General features: G+C 73.3%; 1 protein-coding gene. It reads left to right on the top strand.

What is annotated here, in order from left to right:
- Positions 1-129: 129 nt before the first annotated feature.
- Positions 130-13,851 (top strand): type I polyketide synthase, encoded by a 13,722-nt coding sequence (locus tag OOJ98_RS29880; RefSeq protein WP_267058172.1) that lies wholly within the window; start codon positions 130-132, stop codon positions 13,849-13,851.
- Positions 13,852-13,926: the final 75 nt, after the last annotated feature.

Here is a 13,926-nt window from a genome sequence, read left to right as displayed (position 1 = left end):
GCCCAGGCGTTGGAAAGCTCCTTCGCGAGCCGGGGTAGCTTCGCATCTCCTGCTGGAATCTCCGCAATACGCCTCCACAGCACGTCCTGACTCATGGGGAATGCACTGGTGAAAGGTCAGCCGAAGTTCATGACGAGTGAGCACGCTCCTACGGCCGTCGAAACATCCATCGAGCGGGACGAGCCGATCGCCGTCGTCGGGATGGCCTGCCGGCTTCCCGGGGCCGACGGGCTCAGCGCGTTCTGGAACCTGCTGAGAGACGGCACAAGCGCCATCACGGACGTCCCGGCCGACCGGTGGGGCGAGGAATCCACTTCCGCCGTCACCCGGGGTGGATTCCTCGACGGCGTGGCGGACTTCGACGCCGCGTTCTTCTCCTTGTCGCCGCGCGAGGCCGCCGCGATGGACCCCCAGCAGCGGCTCGTCCTTGAACTGGCCTGGGAGGCACTGGAGGACGCGGGCATCGTGCCGGACTCGCTGCGCGGCAGTCCCACCGCCGTGTTCGTCGGTACGTTGCGCGACGACTACACCAACCTGCTGTACCAGCACGGGGCCGAGGCCATCGCGCAGCACACCATGACGGGTGTGAACCGCGGTGTCATAGCCAACCGCGTCTCGCACCTGCTGGGGCTGCGCGGACCGAGCCTGACCGTGGACTCCGCCCAGTCCTCGTCGCTCGTCGCCGTGCACCTGGCGTGCGAGAGCCTGCGCCACGGCGAGTCCACGGCAGCCGTCGCCGCCGGTGTGAACCTCAACCTGCTCGCCGAGAACACCGTCACCGAGCAGCGGTTCGGCGCCCTGTCCCCGGACGGCGTGACGTACACGTTCGACGCCCGCGCCAACGGCTTCGTGCCCGGGGAGGGCAGCGGTGTCGTCGTCCTCAAGCCACTGCGCGCGGCGGTCGCCGACGGTGATCGGGTCTACGGGGTCATCCGCGGCTCCGCCGTCAACAACGACGGTGCCACGGACGGCTTGACCCTACCCAGCCGGGACGCCCAGGAGCAGGTGCTGCGCACCGCGCGCGAGCGGGCCGCCGTGCCCGCCGACGCGGTGCAGTACGTGGAGTTGCACGGCACCGGGACGCCCGTGGGCGACCCCATCGAGGCGGCCGCCCTCGGCGTCGCGCTGGGCACGGGCCGGGAGCCGGGACAGGAGCTGCGCGTCGGCTCCGTCAAGACCAACATCGGGCATCTGGAGGGCGCGGCGGGCATCGTCGGACTCATCAAGACGCTGCTGAGCATCCACCACCGCCGGCTCCCCGCCAGTCTCAACTTCCGTACGCCGAACCCGGAGATCCCCCTGGCGGAGCTGGGCCTGTCCGTACAGCGGGAGTTGACGCGGTGGCCGCGCCCGGACCGTCCGTTGGTGGCGGGTGTCAGTTCGTTCGGCATGGGCGGCACCAACGCCCATGTCGTCGTCGCCGAGGCGCCGGCCGTGGAGCGCGGGGCCGAGGAGCGACCGGGCGGGACCGCGTCGGCGGTTCTGCCGTTCGTGGTGTCCGGCGCAAGCCGGGAAGCGCTGCGCGCGCAGGCCGAGCGGCTGCACTCGTTCGTATCGGACGCCGCATTCGAGGCGGCCCCGGCAGACGTCGCCCATTCCCTGGCCGCCACCCGCACCCACCACGACCACCGTGGCGTGATCCTCGCCCGGGACCTGCCGGGCCTCCTCGACGGCCTCACCGCCCTCACCGCCGGCACTCCCGCGCCCACCCTCACCACCGGAACGGTCACCCCCGGCAAAACCGCGTTCCTCTTCACCGGCCAAGGCTCCCAACGCCTCGGCATGGGACAAGAGTTGTACAACACCTTCCCCGCCTACCGCACCGCCTTCGACCAAGCAGCCGCCGCCCTCGACCCCCACCTCACCCAACCCGTCAAAACCACCATCGAAACCGGCCGCCACCTCAACGACACCGCCCACACCCAACCCGCCCTCTTCGCCCACGAAACAGCCCTCTACCACCTCCTCACCACCCTCGGCATACAACCCGACTACGTCACCGGCCACTCCATCGGCGAAATCACCGCCGCCCACATCGCCGGCACCCTCACCCTCACCGACGCCGCCCACCTCGTCACCACCCGGGCCCGCCTCATGCAAACCGCCCCCACCGGCGGCACCATGATCGCCATACAAGCCACCGAACACGACATCACCCCCCACCTCACCCACCACCCCAACGTCACCATCGCCGCCCTCAACACACCCAACTCCACCGTCATATCCGGCGACGCCCAAGCCGCGCAAGACATAGCCGAACGCCTACGGGCCCAGGGCCACAAAACCACCCGCCTCAACGTCAGCCACGCCTTCCACTCCCCCCACATGGACCCCGTCCTCGACGAGTTCCACACCGCCCTCGCCGGCCTCACCTTCCACACACCCCACACCCCCGCCATCTCCACCGTCACCGGCGCCCTCGTCACCGACCAATGGTCCACACCCGACTACTGGGTCCAGCAAATACGCCGGCCCGTCCGCTTCACCGACGCCATCCACACCCTCGAACACAACGGCGTCACCACCTACCTCGAAATCGGCCCGGACGCCGTCTGCGCTCCCCTGGCCGCCACCACCCTCGCCAACCCCACGGGCAAGCAAACGGTCGCCACCCAGCGCAAGGACAAGCCCGAAACCCTCACCCTCCTCAACGCCCTCGCCACCCTCCACGCCCACGGCACCACCATCAACTGGCCCGCTCTCCCTGCGGAGTCGGCCCCTCACCGCGTCGACCTCCCCACCTACGCCTTCCAACGCAAGCGGTACTGGCTCGACGGCACCGCCCGTACTCGCCGGCCCCTGTCCAGCCTGGGTGCCACGGGCACCGCTGCCGCGGCGGCCGCCGGCAACGGGGACGCGCCCGCGCTCGACCCTCGCGGTGAACTCGGCGCACGCCTGGCCGCCTTGTCCGGTGCGGCGCGCAGGCAGGCCGTGACCGAGCTGGTCGACACACACATCGCCGCCGTGCTCGAGTACGGGGCCGATGAGCGGATCGAGCGGCACACTCCGTTCCAGAAGCTGGGCTTCAGTTCGCTGATGTCCACCGAACTGCGCACCGCGCTCGCCGCGGCGACCGGGCTCCCGCTGCCCGTGGGGCTGCTCTTCGACCACTCCACACCGGAGGCCCTCGTCCGGTTCGTGGAGTCCGAGCTGCTCGGCGCGGACACCGCGGGTGACGACGTCGCGGCCACGCCGGGCGAGGACGGCGAGCCCATAGCCGTCATCTCCATGGCCTGCCGCTTCCCGGGCGGCATCGCCTCTCCCGAGGACTTGTGGCGGCTGGTGTCCGAAGGCGGAGACGCGATCACCGCGTTCCCGACGAACCGCGGCTGGGCCGAGGACCTGTACGACCCGGATCCCGAGCGCCAGGGCAAGAGCTCGGTGCGGCACGGCGGATTCCTGCACGACGCGGGCGAGTTCGACCCCGCCTTCTTCGGGATCTCCCCGCGCGAGGCCCTCGCCATGGACCCGCAGCAGCGGCTGCTCCTCGAAACGTCCTGGGAGGCCGTGGAGCGTGCGGGCCTGCTGCCACAAGCGCTGCGCGGCAGCCGCACCGGGGTGTTCGTCGGTGCCACTGCCCTGGAGTACGGGCCCCGGATGCAGGACGCCCCGCCGTCCGTGCACGGCCATGTCCTGACCGGTTCCACCACCAGCGTCCTGTCCGGTCGCATCGCCTACCAACTGGGGCTGCTCGGCCCCGCGGTGACCGCCGACACGGCCTGCTCGTCGTCGCTCGTCGCGCTGCATCTGGCGATCCGTTCTCTGCGCAGCGGCGAGACGAACCTGGCGCTGGCCGGCGGCGCGACCGTCATGTCGTCCCCCGGCATGTTCGTGGAGTTCTCCCGGCAGCGGGGCCTCGCTCCCGACGGCCGCTGCAAGTCGTTCGCCGCCGACGCCGACGGCACCGGCTGGTCCGAGGGCGTCGGCCTGCTCCTCCTGGAGCGCCTCTCGGACGCGCGCCGCAACGGGCACACCGTCCTGGCCGTGCTGCGTGGCTCCGCCATCAATCAGGACGGCGCGAGCAACGGCCTGACGGCGCCCAGCGGCGTCGCCCAGCAGCAGGTGATCCGGCAGGCGCTCGCCGACTCCCGGCTCGCACCCGCCGACATCGACGCGGTCGAGGCCCACGGCACCGGCACCGTCCTCGGCGACCCCATCGAGGCCGACGCCCTGATGGCGACGTACGGGACCGGCCGCGCGGACCGCGACCCGGTGTACCTGGGCTCGCTCAAGTCGAACATCGGCCACGCCCAGGCCGCCGCGGGCGTCGGCGGCGTCATCAAAATGGTGCAGGCCATGCGGCACGGCGTGCTGCCGAAGACCCTGCACGTCGGGGAGCCGACCACGCACGTGGACTGGACGGCGGGCGCCGTCGAACTGCTCACCGAGAGCAGGCCCTGGCCGGCGACCGAGCGGCCTCGCCGCGCCGCCGTCTCCTCCTTCGGAATCAGCGGTACCAACGCGCACGTGGTCGTCGAGTTCGACCCGGCCGACCGGGCCCCCGCCGCCCCGCAACCCGCGGCGGACACCGAGGCCTCCGACACGACCGGCCTCCCGGCTCCCTGGATCGTGTCCGCGCGCACCGGACAGGCCCTGCGCGCGCAGGCGGCCCGGCTCCGCGCGTCCCTCGCCGGCGACGCCGACCTCGCATCCGTAGGCAGGAGCCTGGCCGTCGCCCGTACCCGGTTCGACGAGCGGGCCGCGGTCTTCGGCGCCCGCGCCGAAGACCGGCTCGCCGCGCTCGGCGCCCTCGCTTCGGGCGAGGGGCACCCCGACGTGATCACCGCGAGCGCCGCGGCCGCGGGCCGTACCGCTTTCCTCTTCACCGGCCAGGGCGCTCAACGCCTCGGCATGGGACGGGAGTTGTACGCGACCCAGCCGGTCTTCGCCGCTGCCCTCGACGAGGTGTGCCAGTCCTTCGACGGCAAGCTGGAGCGGTCGCTGCGCGATGTGCTCTTCGCGGACCCGGAGGGCCCCGACGCCGCACTGATCCATCGCACCGCGTACACCCAGCCCGCCCTGTTCGCCGTCGAGGTCGCCCTGTTCCGGCTCCTGGCCCACCACGGCCTGGCCCCGGACCTGCTGGCCGGGCACTCGATCGGCGAGTTGGCCGCGGCCCATGTGGCGGGCGTCTTCTCGCTCGCCGACGCCGCGACCCTGGTCGCCGCCCGCGCCCGGCTGATGCAGTCGGCCCCGCCCGGCGGCGCGATGATCGCCCTGCAGGCCGATGAGGACGAGGTCCTCGTGACGCTCGCCGGTCATGAGCGGGCCGTGAGCATCGCCGCCGTGAACGGCCCCCGCTCGGTCGTGATCTCGGGCGACGCCGGCGCCGCCGAGGAGATCGCCGCCGTCTGGAGCGCGCGCGGCCGCAAGACCACGCGCCTCACCGTCAGCCATGCCTTCCACTCGCCCCACATGGACGGTGTTCTCGACGCCTTCCGCGAGATCGCCGCGGGCATCACGTTCCACCCGCCGGCGATCCCGCTGGTGTCGACCGTCACCGGGCTGCTCGCCGACGCCGAAGAACTCATGTCGCCGGAGTACTGGAGCGGCCAGGTCCGCGCCACCGTCCGCTTCCTCGACGCCGTCCGCGAACTCGCCCGGCAGCACGCCACGGTCCTCGTCGAGGTCGGGCCCGACGCCGTCCTCAGCGCCCTGGCGAACAGTGCTCTGGGGAACGACAGCGCCGTCCCGCTGCTGCGCTCGGGCAGGCCCGAGGCCGACACCCTGGTCCGGGGCATCGCCCGCGCCCACGCAGCGGGCGCCCCGCTGGACGCGACGGCGCTGTTCCCCGGTACGGCCCACGTCGACCTCCCCACGTACACGTTCACACGCGAGCACTACTGGCTGGCCCCGCAGCCGTCGACGAACGCCCGCGACCTCGGGCTCGACGCCGCCGGTCATCCGCTGCTCGCCACCGCCGTGGACCTCGCCGAACATGAGGACACCGTCCTGGCCGGACGGATCTCGCTCGCCGGACAGGGGTGGCTCGCGGACCACACCATCGGCACCACCGTGCTGCTGCCCGCCACCGCCTTCCTGGAACTCGCCGTCGCCGCCGCCGACCACCTGGGGCTGCCGCACGTGGCAGATCTCGCCCTCGAAGCGCCCCTCGCACTCGCCGACGGCGAGGCCGCACGCGTCCAGGTGACCGTGGGCGCGGCCGATCACGGCGGCGCCCGCCCCTTCACGATCCACGCGGGGCACGACACCGAGGGCGAGCAGAGCCGCCAGTGGACCCGGCACGCCTCCGGCAGCCTCGCCCCGGCGGCCCCCGCCGACCGCGAGCACGACCCGCTGACCGAGTGGCCGCCCGCCGACGCCGTGCCCGAGCCGATCGAGGACGCGTACGAGCGCCTGGACGCCCTCGGCTACACCTACGGACCGGCCTTCCAGGGCCTGGCGGGGCTGTGGCGCGCCGGTGACGACCGCTACGCCGAGATCCGGCTGCCGGCCGCGCTCACCGAGGCCGCCGGCTCCTACGGGCTGCATCCCGCGCTCCTCGACGCGGCGCTGCATCCTCTCGTTCTGGCTGCGGCCGTCGACGCCGAACCCGACACCATCCGACTGCCGTTCGCGATCTCCGGAGTCACCCTGCACGCCGGCGGAGCCGCCGAACTGCGTGTCCGGATCAGCCCGCGGGGGTCGGACACGTTCAGCCTGACCCTCGCCGACGGCACCGGTGCGCCCGTCGCCGACATCGCGTCGCTGACCCTGCGCCCCGTGGCCAAGGAGCGGCTGGCCGGTGCCGCGCGACGGGCCGCCGCCGACGCGCTCTACGAGGTGCGCTGGCCGGTCGTCTCCGCGCCGCGGCCGGAGACCGACCTCACGCTGACCGACATCGGGGAGACACTCACCGGCGTCGACCCGGCCGCCGTGCTCGTCGTCCGCCCTGCCACACCCTCCGCCGAGGGACCGCACGCGGCGACCCGTCGGGTGCTGAGTCTGGTGCAGGACTTCCTGGCCGACGAGCGGTTCGCCGACTCCCGTATGGCCGTGGTGACATCGGGCGCGGTGGCCACCCGGCCCGGCGAGGACGTCACCGATCTCGGTTCGGCGCCGGTGTGGGGCCTGGTCCGGTCCGCACAGTCCGAGCACCCGGGGAGGCTGGTCCTCGTCGACCTGGACGACGCCGCGGACCAGGCCGGCCTGCGGGCGGCTTTGGCCGCGGACGAGCCCCAACTCGCGGTAAGAAAGGGGGAGTTGCTCGCACCCCGGCTCGTCCCGGTGGCCTCGGGGGTCGACGCCTCGACGCCCCGCACCGCGTTCGGTCCGGACGGCACCGTGCTCGTCACCGGCGGCACCGGCGGACTCGGCGCGCTCTTCGCCCGCCACCTGGTCTCCTCGCACGGCGTGCGCCGGCTGCTGCTCACCAGCCGCAGAGGTGGTACGGCGCCCGGCGCCGCCGAACTCGCCTCCGAGCTGGCCGAGTTGGGTGCCGAGGTGCGCATCGAGGCGGTCGACGTGTCCGACCGGGACGCCCTGGCCACACTCCTGGACACGGTTCCCGCGGCGCACCCCCTGACCGGCGTGGTGCACACGGCCGGCGTCCTCGACGACGCGACGGTCCTGGCGCTCACCCCCGAGCGCCTCGGCACGGTTCTCGGCCCGAAGGCCGACGCCGCCCGCCACCTGCACGACCTCACGGTCGGTCTGGACCTGTCGGCCTTCGTCCTGTTCTCCTCCGTATCGGGTCTCACCGGAACCGCGGGGCAGGCCAACTACGCGGCGGCCAATACGTACTTGGACGCCTTGGCCGCACACCGCAGGGCCCAGGGGCTGGCCGGTGTGTCGCTCGCCTGGGGTCTGTGGGACGCGGGCCAGGGCATGGGCGCACGGCTGACCGCCACCGACGTCGCCCGCTGGGAGCGGGCCGGTATGCCCCCGCTCGCCCCGGAGCAGGGCCTCGCCCTGTTCGACGCGGCCCTCACCCGCACCGCCCCCCTGCTCGCCCCGGTGACCCTGCGCCCCGCCCGCATGGCCGGCACCGAGCAGCACGCGCTCTTCCGCGATCTGCTCCCGGCCCGTACCCGCCGGGCCGCGCGGGGCTCGGCGGGCTCGGGCCGGAGTTCGGCGTGGGCGCGGCAGATCGCCGCGCTGCCCGCCGACAAGCGGCACGAGGCCGTCCTCGACCTGGTGCGCGGCAAGGTCGCCGCCGTACTCGGCCACTCGGGCGCGGCGTCCGTCGCCCCCGACCGCGCCTTCAACGACATCGGCTTCGACTCCATGGCCGCCGTCGAACTGCGCAACCAGCTGAACACGGCGACCGGCCTGCGCCTGCCCACCACCCTCGTCTTCGACCATCCCGCGCCGAACGCGGTCGCCACCCATCTGCTCGGCCGGATCGCCGAGGAGAAGGCTCCCGTCGCCACCCGCGCCCCACGCAGGAGCGCGGCGGACGAACCGATCGCGATCGTGGGCATGGCCTGCCGGTACCCGGGAGGGGTGGCCTCTCCCGAGCAGCTGTGGCGACTGGTCGCCGACGGCGTGGACGCGGTGAGCGCATTCCCCTCGAACCGCGGCTGGGACCTGGAGGGGCTGTACGACCCGGACCCGGAGCGAGCCGGTACGAGCTACACCCGGCACGGTGGCTTCCTGCACGACGCCGACCTCTTCGACGCGGAGTTCTTCGGCATTTCCCCGCGCGAGGCGACCGCCACCGACCCGCAGCAGCGGCTGCTCCTCGAGACCGCCTGGGAGACGTTCGAAAACGCCGGCATCGATCCCGCGGTGCTGCGCGGCACCAGCACCGGTGTCTTCACCGGGGCCATGTACGACGACTACCCGGTCCGCGCCAACGCGGCGCCGGGCGAGTTCGAGGGTTTCCTGCTCGCGGGCAACCTCTCCAGCGTCCTGTCGGGCCGCGTGGCCTACACCTACGGGCTCGAGGGCCCCGCGATGACGGTGGACACGGCGTGCTCGTCGTCGCTGGTGGCCCTGCACCTGGCGGCCAACGCGCTGCGCTCCGGCGAATGCGATCTCGCGCTCGCGGGCGGCGTCACGGTCATGGCGCAGCCGACCACCTTCGTGGAGTTCTCACGCCAGCGCGGCCTGTCTGCCGACGGCCGGTGCAAGGCGTTCGCCGCGTCGGCGGACGGCACCGGCTGGTCCGAGGGCGTCGGGCTGCTCCTGGTGGAGCGCTTGTCGGACGCCCGCCGCAACGGGCACACGGTCCTCGCCGTGGTGCGGGGCAGCGCGGTCAATCAGGACGGCGCGTCCAACGGCCTGACCGCCCCGAACGGCCCGGCGCAGGAGCGGGTGATCCGGCAGGCACTGGAGAACGCCCGGCTGACCGCCGCGGACGTGGACGCGGTGGAGGCGCACGGCACGGGCACGACGCTGGGCGACCCGATCGAGGCGCAGGCCCTGCTGAACACCTACGGGCAGGACCGCCGGGACGGGGCGGGCCCGGTGTGGCTCGGCTCACTCAAGTCCAACATCGGCCACGCCCAAGCGGCGGCCGGTGTGGGCGGCATCATCAAGATGATCCAGGCGATGCGCCACGAGGAGCTGCCGCGCACGCTGCACGTGGACGAGCCGTCCGGGCACATCGACTGGGAGTCGGGCGCGGTGGAGCTGCTCACCGAGGCCCGCGCCTGGCCGGCCTCGGACCGTCCGCGCCGGGCGGGGGTCTCCTCCTTCGGTATCAGCGGCACCAACGCCCACGTCATCATCGAGGAACCGCCGGTGCCCGCCGCGCAGGGCACCGGCACCGGCACCGGGGGCGGCCACGGCGTGGTGCCGTGGATCGTGACCGCTCGTGGTGAGGACTCCCTGCGCGCGCAGGCCCGCCGCCTGCACACGCACGTGTCCGAACACCCCGAACTCGCCGTCGACGACGTCGCGTTCTCCCTCGCCGGGAGCCGGGCCTCGCTCGCGTACGGCGCCGCCGTGGTGGGCTCCGACCGGGACACGCTGCTGGCCGGACTCGACACCCTGGCCCGGGGCGGTTCGTCCGCCGACGTGCTGCGCGGCCGCGCCGCGAGCGGGAGGACCGCGTTCCTCTTCACCGGCCAGGGCAGCCAACGCATTAATATGGGACGGGAGTTGTACGCGTCGTCACCGGCGTTCGCGCGGGCCCTCGACGAGGTGGCGGAGCATCTGGACGCCGAGCTCGTGCGTCCCCTCAAGTCCGTACTCTTCGCCCCCGAGAGCTCCTCTAGCGCAGCGCTGATGGACCAGACGATGTTCACCCAGGCGGCCCTGTTCGCCGTCGAGGTGGCGCTGTTCCGATGGTTCGAACAGCACGGCCTGCGCCCGGACTTCCTGCTCGGTCACTCCATCGGGGAGATCACCGCCGCACATGTCGCGGGGGTCCTGTCCCTTCCGGATGCGGCGGTGCTGGTCGCCGAGCGCGGCCGGCTGATGCAGGCCGCACCGGAGGGGGGTGCGATGGTGGCGATCGAAGCCACCGAGGCGGAGGTGCGCGCGGCGCTCGACGCCCGTCCCGCGGGGGCCGGGAGCGTGGACGTCGCGGGGGTCAACGGCCCCCGTTCGGTGGTGGTGTCGGGGGACGCCGACGCCGTCGACGAGATCGCCGCCCGCTGGCGGGACAGGGGAGCGCGGACCAAACGGCTCGTGGTGAGTCACGCCTTCCACTCCGCCCATATGGACGAGGTGCTGGAGGAGTTCCGCGCGGTGGCGGCCGGCCTGACGTTCCGCGCGCCGGGCATCCCGATCGTCTCCAACGTGACCGGCACGCTGGCCACCGACGAGGAGCTGACCTCGCCCGACTACTGGGTGCGGCACATCCGTGAAGCGGTCCGCTTCCACGACGGGGTGCGCTACCTGGAGGCCGAGGGCGTCACCCGTTTCGTCGAGCTCGGCCCCGACGGTGTCCTGACCGCACTGGTGCAGGGCTCCCTCGACACCGATGCCGAGGTCTTGGCCCCCGCCCTGCGCAAGGGCAGGCCGGAGGCCGAGACCGCGGTGGGCGCGCTCTCGCTGCTCCACCTGAACGGCGCCGGTCCCGACTGGACGGCCACGCTGCCCGGTGCCCGCCGGGTGGAGCTGCCCAGCTACGCGTTCCAGCGTCGGCGCCACTGGCTCGACACACCGGCCCCCGCCGCGAACGCCTCCGACTTGGGGCTCGACGCGGTGGGCCACCCGTTCCTGGGGGCCGCCGTGAGCATGGCGGGCCGCGACGAGCTGGTCTTCACCGGCCGTCTCTCTCTGCGGACCCATCCGTGGCTGGCGGAACACGCCGTCGCGGGCACGGTGCTGCTGCCCGCGACCGGCCTGCTGGAGCTGGCGGCGCGCGCCGGTGATCAGGCGGGGGCGGAGCGCGTGGCGGAGCTGACGCTGTCGGCGCCGCTGGTGCTGCCGGCCGCCGGCGGTGCCCAGGTGCAGGTGACCGTCGGTGCGCCCGACGGTGGCGGCACGCGCTCGGTCGAGATCCACGCCCGCGTCGGCGACGGCGACTGGGTTCTTCACGCCCACGGCGCACTGGCCCCTGCCGGGTCCGACGACGTCGGCACCGGCCTGACGCAGTGGCCTCCGCCGGGTGCGACGGAGGTCGACCTCACGGATGTGTACGAGCGCCTGGCAGGGCGGGACTACGTCTACGGCCCCGCCTTCCAGGGGCTGCGCCGGGTCTGGAGCGCCGCGGCCGAGGTCTTCGCCGAGGTGGTCCTGCCGGATCACCTGGCCGATGACGCCGGTGCGTTCCTGCTGCATCCCGCGCTCCTGGACGCCGCACTGCACCCGCTGCTGCCGGGTGTCGCGGCGGAGTCCGGCGCGGAGTTGCTGCCGTTCGCGTGGTCGGACGTACGGGTTCACGCCGTGGGGGCGACCGTCCTGCGGGTCCGGATCGCCTACCCCGGCGGCCCGGGAGGGGACGACGTGTCGCTGACGGTGGCTGACGGTTCGGGAGCACCGGTGGCGTCCGTGGGCTCGCTGTCGCTGCGACCGCTGTCCCGGGAGGCCCTTCGGGCGGCCGCGGAGACGGGGCCGGAGGCGCTGTTCCCGGTGGCCTGGTCCGAGATCGAGGATGTGGTCGAGGGGGCGGAGCCGGACCTCGTCGCGCTGGGCGCCTGGCCCGATGCCACCGTGGTGTCGTACCCGGATCTGGACGGGGTGGCGAAGGCGGAGGCGCGTACCGTGCTGTGGTCGCTGGCGTCGGCCAGTGGTGTCTCCGTCGGCACGGGCATCGCAAGTCTGGCGCGTGTGGAGCTGATCCGGGTCCTGGAGCGGGTGCAGGCCTTCCTGGCCGACGACCGGCTGGCCGACGCGCGGCTCGTGGTCGTGACGCGGGGCGCCGTGGCGGCCGGCCCCACCGAGGACGTGCCGGACCTGGTGCACGCCGGGGTGTGGGGGCTGCTGCGGGTCGCACAGACCGAGAACCCGGGCCGTATCGTCCTCATCGACCTCGACGACGTGGAGCAGGCGTGGCGCGTGCCCTCCGCGGCGAGGACGGGCGAGCCGCAGCTCGCCCTGCGTGCCGGCCGGGCCTTCACTCCCCGCCTCGCCCGTTCCTCGGAGGGAACGGGTAGCGGGGCCGCGGACAACCGCGTTCCGCGGTGGGACGACGGTACGGTGCTGATCACCGGCGCCACGGGCACGCTGGGCCAGGTGCTCGCCCGTCACCTCGTGGCCGAGCACGGGGCACGCCGCCTGCTGCTGCTGAGCCGTCGCGGCGAACGGGCTCCGGGTGCGGCCGAACTCAGGACCGAGCTGGAGGAGTCGGGTGCCACGGTCGAGTTCGCGGCCTGCGACGCGGCGGACCGGGAGGCGCTGGCCGCGGCGCTGGCGGCGGTGCCCGACGAGTTCCCGCTGCGGTCGGTCGTCCACACGGCCGGTGTCCTGGACGACACCGTGGTGGGCGATCTGACACCGGAGCGGCTCGACGCGGTGGTGCGCCCGAAGATCGACGCGGCCTGGAACCTGCACGAGCTGACGCGGGACCTGGATCTCTCGGCATTCGTCGTGTACTCCTCCATCGCGGGTCTTATCGGCAATGCCGGGCAGGCCAACTACGCGGCGGGCAACACGTTTCTGGACGCCTTGGCCGCGCACCGGAGGTCTCTGGGGCTCGCGGGTACGTCGCTGGCGTGGGGCCTGTGGTCGCAGTCGAGCACGATCAGCGGCGGGTTGAGCGAGACGGACCTGCGGCGCCTGGCCCGCCTCGGCCTGTCACCGCTGACGTCACAACAGGCGATGGGCCTGTTCGACGGGGCGGTCGCGGACGGACGGCCGCTGTTCGCGGCGAGCGGCATCGACACCGGTACGCTGCGCCGCCAGGGCGACGGGGCCCACCCGCTCCTGCGGGCCCTGGTGCCGGCCGCACGCCGTCGCAGGGCGGCGCTCTCCGGGGCGGACGCAGGGGGCGAGGGAGCGTCGGGCCTGTCCCGGCGTCTGGCCGCGCTCGACGCGAGCGGACGGGAGGAAGCGCTGGCCGACGTGGTCCTGGCGCAGGTGGCCGATGTCCTCGGCCATGACGGACACGCCACGATCCCGGCCGACCGGTCCTTCCAGGAACTGGGCTTCGACTCCCTCACCGCCGTCGAACTCCGCAACAAGCTGAACGCGGCGACGGGCCTGCGACTGCCCACCACGCTGGTCTTCGACTACCCGAGCCCGGTCGCGCTCGCCGCCTTCCTCGCCGGACAGATCACGGTCGCCCGGACACCCGACGCCGCGGCGGGCGCCGAGCCGCTCCTCGCGGATCTGGAGCGCGCACAGTCCCTGATCGGGGCGCTGGCCCCGGACGACGGGGCCCGGAAGCAGGTGGCGGAAAGGCTGCGTGAACTCCTGCACCTGGCCGACGGCACAGCCGCCGGCGGAACCGAGGAGATGAGTCTCGACTCGGCGAGCGACGAGGAACTCTTCGCTCTCCTCGACGACATGGAGTGACATACGAGAGGGGTCCTGGCCCGCCTCTGGCGGGCCAGGACCCCTCGACAACGGATTCGACGGCAGCAGTGGAAC

Source organism: Streptomyces sp. NBC_00083 (assembly GCF_026343295.1).
Taxonomy (GTDB): domain Bacteria; phylum Actinomycetota; class Actinomycetes; order Streptomycetales; family Streptomycetaceae; genus Streptomyces.
Note: the sequence above shows the minus strand (reverse complement) of the source record. Positions and strands in the feature narration are given on the sequence as shown.

Coding starts and splice junctions, on each gene's coding strand:
- OOJ98_RS29880 (WP_267058172.1), top strand. CDS start 130: ATGACGAGTGAGCACGCTCCTACGGCCGTCGAAACATCCATCGAGCGG.